Annotated in this window: 15 protein-coding genes and 1 pseudogene; 5 read left to right on the top strand and 11 right to left on the bottom strand. The window is 70.3% G+C overall.

Annotated features, from left to right (window positions below):
* Positions 1 to 20 precede the first annotated feature (20 nt).
* The 4 genes and pseudogenes from ACFY0P_RS30905 to ACFY0P_RS30890 all read right to left on the bottom strand — a co-directional run bounded on the left by ACFY0P_RS30905 (position 21) and on the right by ACFY0P_RS30890 (position 3,742).
* Positions 21 to 851, bottom strand: a complete 831-nt coding sequence (locus ACFY0P_RS30905; RefSeq protein WP_388920305.1) for a MetQ/NlpA family ABC transporter substrate-binding protein — start codon at positions 849 to 851, stop codon at positions 21 to 23.
* A 79-nt stretch (positions 852 to 930) separates the two neighbouring features.
* The gene (locus ACFY0P_RS30900; RefSeq protein WP_388920302.1) at positions 931 to 1,656 is read right to left on the bottom strand and encodes a methionine ABC transporter permease; all 726 of its coding nucleotides are present in this window, start codon (positions 1,654 to 1,656) and stop codon (positions 931 to 933) included.
* Positions 1,653 to 2,687 (bottom strand): methionine ABC transporter ATP-binding protein, encoded by a 1,035-nt coding sequence (locus tag ACFY0P_RS30895; RefSeq protein WP_388920299.1) that lies wholly within the window; start codon positions 2,685 to 2,687, stop codon positions 1,653 to 1,655. Before ACFY0P_RS30895 ends, ACFY0P_RS30900 begins: the two co-directional genes overlap by 4 nt.
* A 376-nt stretch (positions 2,688 to 3,063) precedes the next feature.
* Positions 3,064 to 3,742, bottom strand: a pseudogene (locus ACFY0P_RS30890) (HAD family hydrolase).
* 69 nt (positions 3,743 to 3,811) lie between these two features.
* Between ACFY0P_RS30890 and ACFY0P_RS30885 the strand changes: the two are divergent.
* Together ACFY0P_RS30885 and ACFY0P_RS30880 are read left to right on the top strand one after the other, a co-directional pair.
* Positions 3,812 to 4,171, top strand: coding sequence for a hypothetical protein (locus tag ACFY0P_RS30885; protein WP_388920296.1), 360 nt, complete (start codon positions 3,812 to 3,814; stop codon positions 4,169 to 4,171).
* A gap of 1 nt (position 4,172) precedes the next feature.
* Complete coding sequence (locus ACFY0P_RS30880) at positions 4,173 to 4,592, top strand: hypothetical protein (RefSeq protein WP_388920293.1); 420 nt, start codon at positions 4,173 to 4,175, stop codon at positions 4,590 to 4,592.
* A gap of 116 nt (positions 4,593 to 4,708) precedes the next feature.
* Here ACFY0P_RS30880 and ACFY0P_RS30875 read toward each other — a convergent pair whose 3' ends face one another.
* From ACFY0P_RS30875 to ACFY0P_RS30865, 3 genes are all read right to left on the bottom strand, one after another.
* Positions 4,709 to 5,206, bottom strand: a complete 498-nt coding sequence (locus ACFY0P_RS30875; protein ID WP_365796558.1) for a GNAT family N-acetyltransferase — start codon at positions 5,204 to 5,206, stop codon at positions 4,709 to 4,711.
* A 44-nt stretch (positions 5,207 to 5,250) separates the two neighbouring features.
* Positions 5,251 to 5,757 carry an RNA polymerase sigma factor gene (locus ACFY0P_RS30870; RefSeq protein ID WP_388920289.1) on the bottom strand — a complete coding sequence of 169 codons (507 nt, stop codon included), beginning with the start codon at positions 5,755 to 5,757 and terminating at the stop codon, positions 5,251 to 5,253.
* A 74-nt stretch (positions 5,758 to 5,831) separates the two neighbouring features.
* Positions 5,832 to 7,013: a glycerophosphodiester phosphodiesterase gene (locus ACFY0P_RS30865; RefSeq protein WP_388920286.1), complete on the bottom strand. Its 1,182-nt coding sequence runs from the start codon at positions 7,011 to 7,013 to the stop codon at positions 5,832 to 5,834.
* A 320-nt stretch (positions 7,014 to 7,333) separates the two neighbouring features.
* Here ACFY0P_RS30865 and ACFY0P_RS30860 point away from each other — a divergent pair, with 320 nt between their 5' ends.
* Together ACFY0P_RS30860 and ACFY0P_RS30855 are read left to right on the top strand one after the other, a co-directional pair.
* Complete coding sequence (locus ACFY0P_RS30860) at positions 7,334 to 8,005, top strand: 1-acyl-sn-glycerol-3-phosphate acyltransferase (protein ID WP_089103180.1); 672 nt, start codon at positions 7,334 to 7,336, stop codon at positions 8,003 to 8,005.
* Positions 8,006 to 8,202: 197 nt separating this feature from the next.
* Positions 8,203 to 9,855: a multicopper oxidase family protein gene (locus tag ACFY0P_RS30855; RefSeq protein ID WP_388920283.1), complete on the top strand. Its 1,653-nt coding sequence runs from the start codon at positions 8,203 to 8,205 to the stop codon at positions 9,853 to 9,855.
* 106 nt (positions 9,856 to 9,961) lie between these two features.
* Here the strand turns inward: ACFY0P_RS30855 and ACFY0P_RS30850 are convergent, their stop codons facing one another.
* The 3 genes from ACFY0P_RS30850 to ACFY0P_RS30840 all read right to left on the bottom strand — a co-directional run bounded on the left by ACFY0P_RS30850 (position 9,962) and on the right by ACFY0P_RS30840 (position 13,138).
* Positions 9,962 to 11,476, bottom strand: a complete 1,515-nt coding sequence (locus ACFY0P_RS30850) for an MFS transporter (protein ID WP_388920280.1) — start codon at positions 11,474 to 11,476, stop codon at positions 9,962 to 9,964.
* The gene (locus ACFY0P_RS30845) at positions 11,473 to 12,024 is read right to left on the bottom strand and encodes a TetR/AcrR family transcriptional regulator (protein ID WP_388920277.1); all 552 of its coding nucleotides are present in this window, start codon (positions 12,022 to 12,024) and stop codon (positions 11,473 to 11,475) included. The genes ACFY0P_RS30850 and ACFY0P_RS30845 overlap by 4 nt, the downstream gene beginning before the upstream one ends.
* Before the next feature lie 142 nt (positions 12,025 to 12,166).
* A complete protein-coding gene (locus tag ACFY0P_RS30840; protein WP_388920274.1) occupies positions 12,167 to 13,138 on the bottom strand; it encodes an aldo/keto reductase in 972 nt (323 codons plus the stop codon).
* 179 nt (positions 13,139 to 13,317) lie between these two features.
* Between ACFY0P_RS30840 and ACFY0P_RS30835 the strand changes: the two genes are divergently transcribed.
* Positions 13,318 to 14,073 carry an HAD family hydrolase gene (locus ACFY0P_RS30835; RefSeq protein WP_388920271.1) on the top strand — a complete coding sequence of 252 codons (756 nt, stop codon included), beginning with the start codon at positions 13,318 to 13,320 and terminating at the stop codon, positions 14,071 to 14,073.
* A 56-nt stretch (positions 14,074 to 14,129) separates the two neighbouring features.
* Here ACFY0P_RS30835 and ACFY0P_RS30830 read toward each other — a convergent pair whose 3' ends face one another.
* Positions 14,130 to 15,566, bottom strand: coding sequence for a hypothetical protein (locus ACFY0P_RS30830; protein ID WP_388920268.1), 1,437 nt, complete (start codon positions 15,564 to 15,566; stop codon positions 14,130 to 14,132).
* Positions 15,567 to 15,811 lie beyond the last annotated feature (245 nt).

Here is a 15,811-nt window from a genome sequence, read left to right as displayed (position 1 = left end):
CGAGGCGTCGGTCAGAGGTCTCAGAAGGACGGGATGACCGAGCCCTGGTACTTGTCCTCGATGAACTTCTTCACCTCGGGCGAGGTGAGGAGGTTGGCGAGCTTCTTCACCCGCGGGTCCTTCTCGTTCCCCTTCTTCACCGCGAGGAAGTTGCCGTACGGGCTGTTCGTCGCGGACTCCAGGACGAGGGCGTCCTTGGCGGGCTTGATGCCGGCCGAGATGGCGTAGTTGCCGTTGATCACCGCGGCGTCCACGTCGTCCAGGGAACGCGCGGTCTGGGCCGCCTCGACCTCCTTGAACCGGAGGTTCTTCGGGTTCTTGGCGATGTCCTGCGGGGTCGCCTCGCTGCCGGCGCCGTCCTTGAGGGTGATGAGCCCGTTGGCGGCGAGCAGCTTGAGGGCGCGCGCCTCGTTCACGGAGTCGTTGGGGACGGCGACGGTCGCACCGCTCTTCAGCGCGTCGACGCTCTTGACCTTGTGGGAGTAGAGGCCGAGCGGCTCCAGGTGCACCGTGACGACGGGCACGATGTGAGTGCCGCGCTTCTTGTTGAAGTCGTCGAGATACGGCTTGTTCTGGAAGTAGTTGGCGTCCACCGAGCCGTCCTCGGTCGCCGTGTTCGGCGTGATGTAGTCGGTGAACTCCTTGACCTCCAGGTCGAGTCCGGCCTTCTTCGCCAGGTTGTCCTTGATGTAGTCGAGGATCTCGGCGTGCGGGGTCGGGCTGGCCGCGACGACCAGCGGTCCGCTGTAGTCGGAGGAGGCGGAGTCCTTGTCCGAGCCGCAGGCGGTGAGCCCGATGGTGAGGGCTCCTGCGGTGAGGACGGCGGCGGTGAGCTTTGCGGTGTTACGCACGAAAAGTGCCTTTCCTTAAGGGTGGAGCGACCCCGCGGTTGGTGGTGCGAGGAAATTTGAGGGGGGGGGTGGCTGGGGCTCAGACGGTCTCGCCGGTGGCCGTGGAGGCCTTCAGCAGGCGCAGCTTGGGCGCCGGGCCGGACCGGCCGGCGCGGCGGTGCAGGGAGCGGGCCGCGTAGTCGCCGGCGAACTGGATGACCGAGATGACGACGGCGAGGATGGCGACCGTGATCCACATCAGCTCGGTCTCGAACCGCTGGTAGCCGTAGCGGATGGCGATGTCGCCGAGCCCGCCGGCGCCGACCGTGCCGGCCATGGCGGAGTAGCCGATGAGCGCGACGATCGTGGTCGTGGTGGACGAGATGAGCGAGGGCAGCGACTCGGGTACGAGGACCTTCCGTACGACGGTCCAGGTGTTGCCGCCCATCGCCTGCACGGCCTCCACGAGCCCGCCGTCCACTTCGCGGACAGCCGTCTCGACGAGGCGGGCGAAGAAGGGGATCGCGCCGATCGCGAGCGGCACGATGGCGGCCTCACGCCCGATGGTCGTCCCGGTGATCCAGCGGGTGAAGTTCATCAGTGCGACCATCAGGATGATGAACGGCATCGAGCGGGCGACGTTCACGATCTGCCCGATGACCTTGTTGGCCAGCACGTTCTGGAGCAGGCCGCCCCGGTCGGTGAGGACGAGCAGGACACCGAGCGGAAGGCCGCCGACGACGGCGATCAGCGTGGACCAGCCGACCATGTAGAGGGTGTCCCAACACGCCTGGGACAGCAGCGGCTGCATCTCGGACCAGGTCACTTGGCACCGTCTTTCACCAGCGCGGGCTCCTGGCCCAGCACGTCGATCTGCAGGCCCTGTTCGCGCAGGAAGCCGATGGGCACCACGTTGTCCTCGTAGCGGCCGGGCAGTTCGATGCGCATCCGGCCGATCTGGAGGCCGCCGACGGTGTCGATGGCGGCGCCGAGGATCGATATGTCGATGTTGTAGGTACGGGAGAGCTGGGAGATGACCGGCTGGGTGGCGGCCTCGCCGTGGAAGGTGACGTCCAGGACGGTGCGGTCGTCGCCGGATGCCTCGCCGCCGACCGGGAAGAGCGCGGCGGCCAGTTCGGAGCCCGGGGTCGCGAGCAGCTCGCTGACGGTCCCGTGCTCGACGATGCGGCCGCGTTCCATCAGCGCGGCGGAGTCGCAGACGGTCTTCACGACGTCCATCTCGTGCGTGATGAGCAGGACGGTCAGGCCCAGCTGCCGGTTCAGGTCGCGCAGCAGCTGGAGGATGGAGCGGGTGGTCTCCGGGTCGAGGGCGCTGGTGGCCTCGTCGGAGAGCAGCACCTTGGGGTCGCCGGCCAGGGCGCGGGCGATGCCGACGCGCTGCTTCTGGCCGCCGGAGAGCTGGGCCGGGTAGGCCTTCGCCTTGTCGGCGAGCCCGACGAGGTCGAGCAGCTCAAGCGCCTTGCGGGAACGTTCCTTCCCTGATTTTCCGAGGATCTCCAGCGGCAGCTCGACGTTGTCCTGGACGGTCCGGGAGGACAGCAGGTTGAAGTGCTGGAAGACCATGCCGATGCGGCTGCGCGCCTGCCGCAGCTCCCGGCCGGCCCGGGGACCGCGTCCGGCGAGGGCGGTGAGGTCCTGTCCGTCGACCGTCACGGTGCCGGTGGTGGGGCGCTCCAGCAGGTTGACGCAGCGGATGAGCGAGGACTTGCCGGCGCCGGACTGGCCGATGACGCCGTACACCTCGCCTTCGCGGACGTGCAGGTCGACGCCGTCGAGGGCGGTGACCTCTCGGCCGCGGGAGCGGTAGACCTTGGTCAGGCCCGTGGTGGTGATCACGTGGGTTTCCGTCACTGTCGAGTGCGCGGGCGTGGGTGTGCCCGGGCGCACGGGTGCGTTCGTTCAGGGACGCGGCACGGTTCTCGCAGCAGCGCTGAACCGGGGAGAACATGTGCGCGGGGGGGCGGCTTGCGTCACGTACGGGCGGCGTCGCGCCGTACGGACATGCCACCGGTCTCGCTTCGGGGCGCGAGCTCTGGGGTGGTGCGGGGGCCCTCTAGAAGGCGCACATTCGACACATACAACGAGCACCGGGCGTCATGGTCGCCTCGGTCGCAGGGGTGCGGTCGCTCGTCGTGGTCATGCGATCAGTAAACCAGACCTACGGTCCTGACAGGCCGCCGCTGTCCGCATGCCGGACAGCGGCGGACAGCTCTCAACCGCGGGGCGCTATCTCGACCGCGCGGTCGGTGACCAGCGCGGACAAGGCCGAGAGGTCCTTCACCACGAGGTCCGCGTCCAGCTCGTGCGCCTGGTGGGTTGTGGCCAACGCCACGGTGGTCATACCGGCCGCGCGGCCCGCCTGGAGTCCGGCGGGGGCGTCCTCGAAGACCACGCAGTGCGCCGGGTCGACGCCCAGCTGCCGGGCGGCGAGGAGGTAGGGCTCGGGGTCGGGCTTGCCTCGGGTGATGTCGTCGGCGCAGACCAGCGTCTTCGGCCGGATCCCGACCGCTTCCAGACGGGCCTCGGCCAGACGGCGGGTGGCGGAGGTGACGACGGCCCAGCGGTCGGCGGGCAGGGTGTCGAGGAGGGCGGCGGTGCCGGGGAGCAGGTGGACGCCGCCGTTGGGGACGTCCTCCACCTCCAGCTGTTCGACTCGGGCGACCGCCTCGGGCACGAGGGCCGGCGGGAGCAGGTCGGCGACGATGTCCGCGGCGGGCCGTCCGTGCAGTTCGACTCGGGCGAACTCCTCGGTGACGCCGTACTCCGCCGCCGTGGGGGTCCCCCCGCGCCCTTTAGGCGTGGGGGAGGGTCCAGCAGCGCTCGACCGATTCGAGGGAGGAGACCAGGGTGCCGTCGTTGTCGAACAGGAGGGCTTGTGCGTGGATCGTCATGGTCTAGACCCTACGGTGCAGGGCAGGGGCGACGGCACCGGGCCGTTTCGGCCGTAATAAGGTCACCGCATGCTCAATGCCCTGCTGACGGTGACCGGAGTCGCCGCGCTGCTGCTCGCCGCGTGGTGCGGCTGGGCGGCGTACCGGGACCAGCCGACGAAGGACTGGCACTTCATCGGGATGGCCGTGGTGACGGTGCTGGCGGTGATCCAGCTGATCGCCGGGATCGTGCTGCTGGCGCGGGGCGAGAAGCCGGACCAGGGTACGACGATCTTCGTCGCCTATCTGCTGGGCGCGTTCGCGTGCGTGCCGGCCGCGGGGTTCATGTCGCTCGCCGAGCGGACGCGGTGGGGTTCCGTGACGGTCGCCGCGGGCGGTGTGGTGCTGGCCGTGCTGGAGGTGCGGCTCTATGACATCTGGGGAGGGTGAGATGACGGCCGTGGAAGAGAGGCCGAAGCGGCTGACCAGTGGGCCGGGGACGCTGCTGGTCTGGTTCTACGGCGTGATGGTCGTCGGGGCCGTGTCGCGATCTGCCTACCAGATCGCGACCGAGTTCGACCGGGCGCCGCTCGCGTACTCGCTGTCCGCCGTTGCCGGCGTGGTGTACGCGTTCATCACGTACACGCTGGTGCGGGGCGGCGAGACCGCGCGCAGGGTGGCTCAGGTGTGCTGCGCCGCCGAGCTCGCGGGGGTGTTGATCGTGGGCACGTGGACCCTCGTCGACTCTTCCGCGTTCCCGGATGCGACCGTGTGGTCGGACTACGGGATGGGGTACGTGTTCATTCCCGTGCTGTTGCCGATTTCCGCGTTGTACTGGTTGCGGAAGGGCGCGCAGCGGGAAGCGGCCTGAGGAACGTGCGCGACGGCGGATGGTTCGTGGCTGGTCGCGCAGTTCCTCCCCCGGCCTTCGGCCGGGGGTACCCCCAGCGCCCCTGACGGGGCGCTACAGCCAAGGGGGCTGAAAAGTCACGCCGTTGTCGCGTACGTACTGGCCGGCTTCTCCAGGACGATCATCGGGACGCCGTCCGCGCCCTTCGACGTGCCTACGGTCTCGTAGCCGACCCGGCGGTACAGGCGGAGGTTGCCCTCGCTGCGGTGGCCGGTGAAGAGACGGAACCGCTTGGCGCCGCGCTCCTCCTCCAACGCGCCCTCGGCCGCGCGGAGCAGCCTCGCGCCGATGCCGTGGCCCTGGAGGCGGGGGTGGACGCAGAGCTTGCCGATGGCGGCGGCGCCGTCCTCGGTGACCGAGCCGCGGACCGAGCCGACGACCTCCTCGCCGAGGCGGGCGACGAAGACGCAGTCGGTGGCGAGCTCCTGGCGGACCGAGTCGAGGCTCTGGACGAGCGGGTCGATGCGGTAGTTGCCGTACAGCGCCGCCTCACTCTGGAAGCACAGGTACTGGAGCCTGAAGATCTGCTCTGCATCCTGCTCGGTCGCCACCGAGATGGTCACGCTCATGCCCATGTGCGCACGCCTCCCGCTCACCTGATCGCCTGTCGTTCTCACTCCTATCCCCGCGCTTCGCCGGGCGCAACCTCCGGCGTCAACAATCGACGCAGACAACCCAGACATCTGGAACGTTCCGGGCCGAGACTGCCCTGTGAGATACCCAACTCCCCCGCGATCTCCCGGTATGTCAGGTCCTGCGGGGAGAGCAGCGCCTGCAGGAGGCGGGGGCAGCGGCCGGGGAGGCGGGCGACCGCGTCGCGCAGGGCGCGGTGGCGGGCGGTGGTGAGGACGCGTTGTTCGGGGGTGGGGGCGGTGGGGTCGGCGGGGTCGGCGGGGTACGGGTGTTCCCGGCGGGCGGTACGGCGGGTGCGGCGGGACTCGGCGCGGACCGCCCGGCGCAGCCAGTCCTCGGGGGCCCGGGGCGGGCCGTGGGTCTCCAGGCGCTCCAGGAGGCGGAGCCAGACGGTCTGCTCCAGGTCGCGGGGGTCGCTGCCGCAGGCCTGTGCTTCGGCGGCGGCCTCGGCGGTGAGCAGCGGGCGCAGGGCGGCGACCAGGTCGTTCGTCATATGCGGAACGACGCGGCCGCCCCGGGGCAGGTTGCCGGAGCGGCCGGGAGACACCCCGAACGGGGTGCGGGGGCTCAGCCGTTGACGAAGTCGGCGCGCGCCAGCAGGGCGGTGTCGGCGTTGTCGGTGAAGACGCCGTCGATGCCGGTCTCGAAGTACTTCTGGAAGACCGGGAAGACGTTGCCGTAGGCGTCCGCGGCGGAGCCGTTGCGGTAGGCCGGCGGCAGGAAGGGGTTCTCGTTGCGCATGGTGTACGGGTGCAGGATCAGACCGACCTTGTGCGCGTCCGCGACGAGGGTGCTCGGCGTGGTGAAGTTGCCGTTCGCGTCCTTCGGGATGATGAGGTCCACGGTCGGGCCGATGCCCTGGGCGTAACCGGCGATCTCGCGCAGGCCCTTCGGCGTGATCAGGTCGGCGACCGTGCGCGGGTCACCGGTCGCGACGAAGTCGTAGGGCCGCGTGTTCGCGGCGGAGAGCAGCACGACCAGCGGGTTGTCGAGCAGCGTGTTCAGGCGCTGGATGCTGGTGGGCTCGAAGGACTGCAGGATGACCGGCGAGTTCCGCTTGTCCTTGCCGTACTTGCGCAGCAGCTTGGCGACGCGCTCCTCGAGGCCGAGGCCGAGGCGGCGGAAGTAGGTGGGGTGCTTGGTCTCGGGGTAGATCCAGACCTGCTTGCCGCGCTTGCGGGTCTGCTCGTCCTGCCACTTGAGGACTTCCTCGAAGGTGGGGATCTCCCAGCGGCCGTTGTAGATCGTGTTGTGCGGGCGGTTGGCCGGGATGCGCTCGATCGCGCGCAGCGTCTTCAGCTCGGCGAGCGTGAAGTCCTCGGTGAACCAGCCGGTGGTGGGCACGCCGTCCAGCGTCTTGGTGGTCTTGCGGTCCGCGAACTCGGGGTGGTCGGCGACGTTCGTGGTGCCGCCTATCTCCGGCTCGTGGCGGCAGACCAGGTGACCGTCCTTCGTGGGGACGAGGTCACCGGCCTCGACGACGTCGGCGCCGAGGTCGAGGGCGAGGTCGTAGGAGCCGAAGGTGTGCTCCGGGCGGTAGCCGCTGGAGCCACGGTGACCGATGATCGTCGGCTTCGGGAGGCTCTTCAGTCCGCCGCCGTGACCGGTCTGCCTGGCCTCGGCCGCTCTGGCCGCGCCGGGCAGTCCGAGGACCGCGCCGCCCGCGCCGAGCACCGCGGCACCGAGCAGCGCCCGCCGTCCGGTCGTGCCGTTCGCCGGCGTCCGCTCGTTCGAGTCCTGCGTGTTCATGAGCGCCCTCCTGACCTTCGCCCTCTGTTGCCGGCCGATCGTAGGGCTGCGGATGTGACCGAAGGGAGACCGCCGACCCAACGGTCGGGTGACGCCGTATGGCTGATGGACGGCGAGTCGTGACGGTCCGTCGGCGACATCCGTCACATCGTCGCGAGCGCGTTACGGGCCGACTTCGGGGCGTCACCGCAGGTAAACCAGCGTCAACAGTACGTAAGACCTCGGTGAACCGGCCGTACCCGATGTGCGCTTCCCACGGAGCCGCGAGTAATGTCCTCACCTGCACAGACTCATACCGACCCTCGACATCGGAGGACCCGTTGTCCCGCTTCGCGCTCATCAAGGCAGTGCTCGGACCGATCATGCGCCTGATGTTCCGCCCCCAGGTGGAGGGCGTGGAGCACATCCCGGGGGACGGGCCGGTCATCCTCGCCGGCAACCACCTCACGTTCATCGACTCGATGATCCTGCCGCTCGTGAGCAAGCGGCAGGTGTTCTTCATCGGCAAGGACGAGTACGTCACCGGGAAGGGCTTCAAGGGCCGCCTGATGGCCTGGTTCTTCACCGGCGTCGGCATGATCCCGGTGGACCGGGACGGCGCGAGCGGCGGCGTCGCCGCGCTGATGACCGGCAAGCGGGTCCTGGACGAGGGCAGGATCTTCGGGATCTACCCGGAGGGCACCCGCTCCCCCGACGGCCGGCTCTACCGGGGCCGTACCGGCATCGCGCGGCTGACGCTGATGACCGGCGCGCCGGTGGTCCCCTTCGCGATGATCGGCACGGACAAGCTGCAGCCGGGCGGTGCGGGCATCCCGCGGCCCGGCAAGGTCACCGTCCGGTTCGGCGAGGCCATGGAGTTCTCCCGGTACGAGGGGATGGACCGGGACCGCTACGTGCTGCGGGCCGTGACCGACTCGGTGATGGCCGAGGTGATGCGGCTGTCCGGGCAGGAGTACGTGGACATGTACGCCACGAAGGCGAAGGCCGCCTGACGGCGCGGGCAGGCTGACGGCGAGGGCCGGCTGACACTCTTTCGGCGGACGGGCACGGACCGGTGGTCCGTGCCCTTCTGTCTGCCATCTGCCTGACCCCCGTCCGGCGTCCGCCTGCCGGTGGAATCTGCCCCGACACTTCGTTCATTCATCTGCATTTACCAGCCATATGAGCACACAGCATGTCTTATTCAGACATGCAGAAACCTTCTCGGCGTACCCTGCTTCGTGCTCCGTTCGCTGCCGTCGGCGCGGGACTCCTCGCGGCATGTTCCGACTCGGGCTCCGAACCCAGTTCCGGCCCGCAGCACACGGCCGGAACCGCGGCGTTCGTCCCGCAGGGGCCCAAGGGGTACGTCAACCCGTCGGACCCGGAGGTGCTCGCGGCCGAGCGGAAGCGCGGGTCCGGCCCCGTCCGCATGATCAGGTTCACGGCTGCCAAGAGCATGCTGGACCTGGGCGGGCGGTCGGTCCACAGCTGGGCGTACAACGAGTCGCTCCCGGGGCCGCTGGTGCGCGTCACCGCAGGTGACGTCCTCAGTCTGACTCTCTCCAACCAGCTGACCGAGAAGACCACGCTGCACGCCCACGGGGTGCGCCTGCGCTGCGACATGGACGGTGTTCCGGACCTGACCCAGCCGCCCATCGAGCCGGGCACGGACTTCGTCTACCGCTTCACCGCCGCCCACCCGGGCACGTATCTGCTCCACTCGCACGTCGGCATGCAGCCCGACCGGGCCCTCTACGCGCCGTTCATCGTCGACGACCCGAAGGAGCCGCTCGCCTACGACCAGGAGTGGATCGTCGTCCTGGACGACTGGGTCGACGACATCGACGGCTCCAACCCCGAGCAGGTGCTCGACCAGCTCAAGCCGGGCGGGGCCATGGCGATGAGCATGGCGATGGGCATGGGCCCGGGCCATGGCAGCCCGAGCCCCCACGGATCGGCGCACGCCTCCGCGTCGCCGTCCAAGCCCGCTCCCAGCGCCAAGTCGAAGAGGCCGACGGGTCCCGACCGGGTCCTGCGCAACTCCCACAGCCAGATCCTCCACGGCGAGGGCGGCAACGTCGCCTACCCGCACTACCTGGCCAACGGGCGCCTGCGCACCGACCCCTCCGTCTTCCGCTGCCGCCCCGGCGACCGGGTCCGGATCCGCATCATCAACGCGGGCTCCGAGACGGCCTTCCGGGTCGCGCTCGGCGGCCACGAGATGACCGTGACCCACACCGACGGCTACCCCGTGCAGCACAAGAGGACCGACGCGCTGCTCGTCGGCATGGCCGAGCGGTACGACGTCCTCGTCACCGCCAAGGACGGCGTCTTCCCGCTCGTCGCGCTCGCCGAGGGCAAGAAGGGCAAGGCGCTCGCGATCCTCCGCACCGACAAGGGGAGAAACCTTCCGGCGCCGGATGTCCGCCCGGACGAGCTGGACCGCGAGATCGTGCCGGCGCGCCGCCTGTTGCCGGCCGAGTCCGTCGCTATGGACGACCGGGTGCCCGACCGCGACCTGCTCATCAGGATCACGGGCACGATGGAGAGGTACGACTGGGGGTTCGACCACAAGCAGTACGACGTGCGGCAGCGGCATGAGGTGCGGTCCGGTGAGCGGGTGCGGCTGACGCTCGTCAACGCGACCGACATGTGGCATCCGATGCATCTGCACGGGCACACGTTCGCGGTCACCGGGATCAGTTCGGCGGGGGCGCGCAAGGACACGACGATCGTGCTGCCGCACCGGAAGCTGGTGCTCGACTTCGATGCCGACAACCCGGGGTTGTGGATGCTGCACTGTCACAACCAGTACCACTCGGAGAGCGGGATGATGACGGTGCTGGGTTATAAGAAGTGATTTTTCCGGGGGGGGGCGGTGGCTTTTCGGGCGCGGATGCTTCGTGGTTTCTCGCGCAGTTCCTCCCCCAGCGCCGCCCCTGAAGGGGCGCTTCAGCGAGAGGCGCTCAGAGTTTCTGGTTCTTGAGCAGGAACCAAGCTGCCGCTGCCGTCGCCAGCAGGACCGCGGCGCCTGTGCCCGAGGCCAGGTGGAGACCGTGGGTGAAGGAGTCGCGGGCCGCTGTCAGCATGTCGGTCGCCGTGGGTGCGGGCATGGTCTTCGAGGCCTCCAGGGCCGCGCCCAGCGATTCGCGGGCGGCGGCCGGGGTGCCCGGCGGGGCCGTGAAGCCGCGGTAGACGCCCATCACGATGGAGCCGAGCAGGGCGATGCCCAGCGCCGCGCCCAGTTCGTACGCCGTCTCGGAGACCGCCGAGGCGGCGCCGGCCTGGTCCTTGGGGACGCTGGAGAGGATGACGTCCGCCGTGACCGTGAAGGAGAACCCCGCCCCGATGCCGACCACCAGCAGGGCGGCGCCCAGGATCGGGTATCCGGTGGACTGCGAGAGGGTGGTCAGGGCCGCGAGGGCCACGCCGACGGCCGCGAGGCCGCCGGAGACCACCGCCCGTACCGAGTGACGGCGGGCCGCCCGGCCGGCCACCAGGCCCGCCGCCACCGCGCCGACCGCGGCCGGGAGTTCGGCGAGGCCCGCCTCGAACGGGTGTCTGCCCTGGACCAGTTGCAGGTACTGGGAGAGGAAGAACACCAGGCCCGACATGCCGAGCACGGTCAGCAGGTCGGCCAGGACCGCGCCGCTGAAGCCGCGGTTGCGGAACAGCCGCATGTCCAGCAGGGGCTTGGGCATGGTGAGCTGGCGGCGGACGAAGCCGTAGAGGGCCACGACGCCGAGGAGGGCGGCGACCGCGGTGACGCCGGTGAGGCCGTGGGTCGCGGCCTCCTTCACCGCGTACACGACGGCGATCATGCCGACCAGCGACAGCACGACGCTGATCAGGTCCCAGGGACCCGGGGCCGGGTTGCGGGACTCGGGGAGGGTCCTGAGGCCGACGAGGACCAGGACCACCATCACCGGCAGGTTGATCAGGAAGACCGAGCCCCACCAGAAGTGCTCGAGCAGGAAGCCGCCCACGATCGGGCCGACGGCCGTGCCCGCCGAGGCCGCCGCGCCCCAGATGCCGACGGCGAGGCTGCGCTCGCGCGGGTCGTGGAAGAGGTTGCGGATCAGGGCGAGGGTGGCCGGCATCAGGGTCGCGCCCGCGACGCCCAGCAGGGCGCGGGCCGCGATCAGCATCACGGGGGTCGTCGCGTACGCGTTCAGGACGGATATCGCGCCGAACGCCGTCGCGCCGACGAGCAGGATCCGCTTGCGGCCGATGCGGTCGCCGAGGCTGCCCATCGAGACCAGCAGACCGGCGATGACGAACGAGTAGACGTCGCCGATCCAGAGCAGTTGGGTGCCGGAGGGGTTGAGGTCTTCGCTGATGTAGGGGGTCGCCAGGCCGAGGACCGTCGCGTCGACGGCTACCAGGAGCACCGCGAGCACCAGCACCGTAAGCGCAGCCCAGCGGCCCGGCCGCCGCTCCTCCGCCTCCGCGACACGCGCCGGCTGCAGGGTGCCGGTCATGATTCCTCTCTTCGTCGTGCGCCGCCGAGCAACAGCTCGACGATCATGTGGGTGAAGTCCTTGGGGGCGACGCGGCCTTCGGAGACCGCCCAGGCGGCGGAGGCCAGCAGGCCGTACAGCGCCTCGGTGAGCCAGGCGGGCGTGAGGTCGATACGGAACTCGCCGCTCCGCTGACCTCGCCCGAAGAGGGCCGCGATGCGTTCGTCGATCCGCGTCCAGCCCTGGTTCTGTCCGTCGCCCTCGAACAGCTGGTTCTCGGTGTAGAGGAAGGCGAGCAGGCCCGCGGCCGGTTCGATCTCGCGGACCAGGCGGTGTACGGCGTCGGCCGCTGGACCCTCGTCCAGGCGGGCGGCGTCCAGGGCCGCCTCGCACTCCGCGATGCCGAGCGCCTCCAGCGCGCGCACGAGCGCGTCGCGCCCGGCGAAGTGCCGGTGCAGGGTGGCCCGGCTGATCCCGGCGGCCTTGGCGACCTCGTCCATGGTCGCGGTGGATTTCCGGGTCAGCAGGGTGGCTGCGCTGCGCAGGACGTGGTCGCGGTCGAGGGCCATGAGACAAGGGTAACCCATATGAGACATCTTTGTCTCACGGTGGCCACGCGCGTACCGGGAGGAGTCCGCCGGGGACGGTTTGGTGCGGTTACACGTATCTCCGGGAGGCTACGGCCGCATATGTATCACTGCCACGTACGTGTCAGTGCCACGGCAGACCGCCGCGGCGCTCCCAGTAGGCGTGCGGGTCCTCGACCAGGGTGGTGAGGCGGGTCAGCTGGTCCGCGTCGAGGTCGACCACGGCCGCGTGCAGGTTGGAGGCGAGCTGGGCGACCGTCGCCGCGCCGGAGAGGACGACCCCGGCCCAGGGTTGGCGGAGCACGACCGCGAGGGCGACGGCGTCGCAGCCCAGACCGGTCTCCTCGGCCACGGCCCGCAGGGCGTCGGGCGCGTGCGGGGCGGCCAGCCGCCCGTTGGCCATGCCCTCCTTGACGATCACCGTGAGTCCGGCGTCGTGCGCCTCGGCGAGGGCCGGGCCCGCCGAGGTCTCCAGGGCGTTGTACGTCGACTGGACGGTACGGAAGAGGGGCTCGCCGTCGACCGTCACGGCGAGGGCGGCGCGGATGGCGTCGGCCTGGGCGGGGCCGCTGGTGGAGAAGCCGATGGTCAGGCCGGTGGCCGCTGCTTCGGCGAGGCGGGCGTGGAGTTCCTTGTCGGCGAGGGCGGGGCTGTCCGGGGTCACCGAGTGGATCTGGTAGAGGTCGAGCCGGTCGCCGAGCAGTTCGGCGGTCTCGGCACGCTGTCGGTCGTACGTTTGCAGGCTGTGGTCCTTGACCTCGTGCGTCTCGGCGTCCGCCGACCAGCCGGCCGTGTAGGTGTAGCCCCACTTGCTGCCCACGACGATGTCCTGGACGTCCGGGCGGGCGGCCAACCAGTCGGCCAGGAACTCCTCGGAGCGGCCGTAGGAGCGGGCCACGTCGAAGTAGCGGACGCCCTGCGCGTAGGCCGCGTCGAGGAGTTCGTGGGTGCGGGCGCGGAGGGCGCCGACGCTGCGGTCCTCGCCGAGGTCGGCTTCGCGGCCGAGGTTGATGTAGCCGGGGCGGCCGACCGCGGCGAGGCCGAGCCCGATGTGCGCGGTGGGCGTGGTCACGGTGGCCAGGCGGCTGAACGGCATGGGGGCTCCCGGCACGGTCGGCGTAGGGGATCTCACCTCAGGAGAGGGATCTCGCACCAATCTACCCAGCCCCGCGCGGTTCAGCCTTGCGCCGGGAGTTGCCGGCGCCCGTCACGCCCACGGCGATTTCACTCCGGCGGTCCCGACTCGAAAGCGTTCACCATGGGGAGGCAGTCACCATGTCTGTGATCTTCTTCGACATCGGGGAGACCCTTGCGGACCCCCACGTGGACCCCGACGGCTCGCTGAGTCTGCAGCCCCTGCCGCGTGTCATCGCCGTGCTCGACGCCCTCCGCGAGGTACGCAAGGGCATCATCTCCAACCCCGGGTCGGGCGACGGTGCCGTAGCGCGGGCGGCGGGCGCGTTGGCGGAGGCGTTCCCCGGCCGGTTCACGGACCAGGCCCTGGTGCACTGGGGCGCGAAGGACAGCCGGGAGATCTTCGACCGGGCGGTCGCGAGCACGGGAGGAGCGGCGGCGGACGAGTGTGTCTTCGTGGGCGAGAACGCCCAGGAACGCGCGTGCGCACGTGAGGCGGGGATGCGGACCGCGGCGCACCCGGTGTTCACCGTGGCCGCGATGGAGAACCGTCCCGTGTTCCGGGCCCGGATCGAGGTGCCGGACGGCCGGGACCGGCCTGCGTTGACCGCGGCCATGGACGAGACCGAGGCCGTTCCCGTGCAGGTCGTCTCCCCGCGACTCGTGGTGGCCATGGCGACCACGCGGGGCACCGAAGTGATCGAGCGCGCCGGTTTCACGGTGGACGTGCAGGGCGAGGTGGAGGACCTGGCGAACGCCGACAAGTTCGTCGGCGACCTGCTGGCCCGCGGCGAGGCGGTCTTCGAGGGCGAGGAGCCGACGGCCGAAACGACGCACGTGGTCAAGCGCGAGGACGACGGACGGCTGACCGTCCGTCGCCTGCGCTTTTTCCAATGAGTGCTCAGACCTAGTGCTCAGACCGAGGGCTCGGACCGAGTTCTGGGATCGACTCCTCAGTCGAAGCACCGCCGGACCAGGGCCAGGCCCTCGCCGGTCGTGCTCCGCGTGATCTCGTGCGTCTTGAGCCGGGAGGGGCTGTCGTCCACGAACGACGTGGCGGAGCGGTGCTCTGTGGGCACGTGGACCCGGCCGCGGCGGAAGAGGTCCTCGAGGTACGACGTCGCCACGCGCTCGGGGTCGGAGGGCCGCACCGAGCCGCCGGCGGGGTCGGAGCCCGCGACGCCGAAGCGCCGCTCCTGCGCCGGCGCGGAGAGGGTGAGCGGCTGGGTGACACCGTACGTCGCCCCCTGGACCGTGACGGGCGTCAGGCCCTGGTCGTCACCACCACCCGGCGTCACCTCGGCGATTCCGGCGCCTCGGCGTGCCACCTCGGGCTCGGTGACGGACGCGGCGGCCTCCAGGGAGAGGATGCCGTGCCGGATGAACGCCGAGCGCAGGGACTGGCCGTACATGCCGCCGTTCCGGCGGTGGTCCGCGGCGATCATGTGAGCCGCGATCTGCGCGTAGTAGGCGGACACCACGGGTGCGGCCACGACCGCGTCCACCAGAAGCTGTCCCGCGATCTCGGCCGCCCTGCCCAGACCTGCCTGGTCCTGCAGGTCCTGCTGCCGGAAAATGCCCGCGACGATCTTCAGGAACGCGCCGCTGAACACCCGGGAGAACGAGTGCGGCTCGCTGGAGAGCCTGCTCGCGGGCTCGTTCGGCGACAGCAGGACGGGGTCGCGGTAGAAGAAGCTGTTGGCCAGGTTGCGCAGGCAGTCCGGGTCCACGGCGTTCGGGTGGCCCTGGCGGATCGCCCAGCCCAACTGCTCGGCCATCCTGGACACCCGGGAGGACAGTTCGAGGTCGCTCTGCGTCTCGGCCAGTACCGCGATCCGCAGCGATTCCAGCTGGAGTGAGCCCAGCAGGGCGCTGATGTCACCGAACGCTTCGTGCAGGGCGGCCGTCTCCGCGCTCGCCATGTTGAACAGCTGGGGGCGCAGGGCGTCGAGGACCGCGTGGCCCGCCTCGTGCTGGACCACCTCGTTGCTCTCGCACGCGGCGACGTTGACGCCTGCCACCGTGCGGCGGAAGAACCACAGGCCTTTGCGGTCGTAGAAGGCGTTCAGGTCGTCCCCCGCGTTGAGGTGCGCCGTGAGAGCGCGTCCGACCTGCGGGTGCCACTTCGTTCCGGTCGGCACCAGCGGACCCCAGGTCTGGCTGGCCCGGCTGAGCGAGTCGGCCGCCACCCAGTAGCGAAACGCCTCGGTGCCGGGTCCCGCGCTGTCCGGCTGCGGCGCGGATTCCGCGATGGCCATCGGGAAGGGCTGGGTGTCCAGATGCGGGACGGGATGCGGTACGGGCATGTTGATGTGCAGAGGATCCCCGCCGGGGTCGTCCTCGAACACCAGGACCATCGGCATCGTCGCTTGCTGTGACTGCACCGTCATGGCGGCTCCATGGGGGGTGGGGTGGAGGGGGGTGGTGGAATGCACCGAAGAGACACTTTTTGACCAAAAGATGTCTCCCGACTCAGTACGAGGCCCCGGTAGCCCGGTGTCAATTCGAACAGGAGCAGGCGGAGATGCCTCCGGAAGGCCGTGGCAGCGGCTGAACAGGCCGTCCCCGCTGGCCCGCGCCCGGTGCCCACCGACCGCCGAACCCGGCGAGGTCGGCGGCCACTCGGGGGACGGGG

It is taken from the genome of Streptomyces sp. NPDC001714 (assembly GCF_042892755.1).
Classification (GTDB): Bacteria; Actinomycetota; Actinomycetes; order Streptomycetales; family Streptomycetaceae; genus Streptomyces.
The sequence above is the reverse complement of the archived record's forward strand: the minus strand, read 5'-3'. Positions and strand labels throughout refer to the sequence as shown.

Excerpts from the sequence above, each read along its gene's own strand:
- ACFY0P_RS30885 (WP_388920296.1), top strand. The coding sequence starts at position 3,812 with ATGCTCAATGCCCTGCTGACGGTGACCGGAGTCGCCGCGCTGCTGCTC.
- ACFY0P_RS30880 (WP_388920293.1), top strand. The coding sequence starts at position 4,173 with ATGACGGCCGTGGAAGAGAGGCCGAAGCGGCTGACCAGTGGGCCGGGG.
- ACFY0P_RS30875 (WP_365796558.1), bottom strand. The coding sequence starts at position 5,206 with ATGGGCATGAGCGTGACCATCTCGGTGGCGACCGAGCAGGATGCAGAG.
- ACFY0P_RS30870 (WP_388920289.1), bottom strand. The coding sequence starts at position 5,757 with ATGACGAACGACCTGGTCGCCGCCCTGCGCCCGCTGCTCACCGCCGAG.
- ACFY0P_RS30865 (WP_388920286.1), bottom strand. The coding sequence starts at position 7,013 with ATGAACACGCAGGACTCGAACGAGCGGACGCCGGCGAACGGCACGACC.
- ACFY0P_RS30855 (WP_388920283.1), top strand. The coding sequence starts at position 8,203 with ATGCAGAAACCTTCTCGGCGTACCCTGCTTCGTGCTCCGTTCGCTGCC.
- ACFY0P_RS30850 (WP_388920280.1), bottom strand. The coding sequence starts at position 11,476 with ATGACCGGCACCCTGCAGCCGGCGCGTGTCGCGGAGGCGGAGGAGCGG.
- ACFY0P_RS30845 (WP_388920277.1), bottom strand. The coding sequence starts at position 12,024 with ATGGCCCTCGACCGCGACCACGTCCTGCGCAGCGCAGCCACCCTGCTG.
- ACFY0P_RS30840 (WP_388920274.1), bottom strand. The coding sequence starts at position 13,138 with ATGCCGTTCAGCCGCCTGGCCACCGTGACCACGCCCACCGCGCACATC.
- ACFY0P_RS30835 (WP_388920271.1), top strand. The coding sequence starts at position 13,318 with ATGTCTGTGATCTTCTTCGACATCGGGGAGACCCTTGCGGACCCCCAC.
- ACFY0P_RS30830 (WP_388920268.1), bottom strand. The coding sequence starts at position 15,566 with ATGACGGTGCAGTCACAGCAAGCGACGATGCCGATGGTCCTGGTGTTC.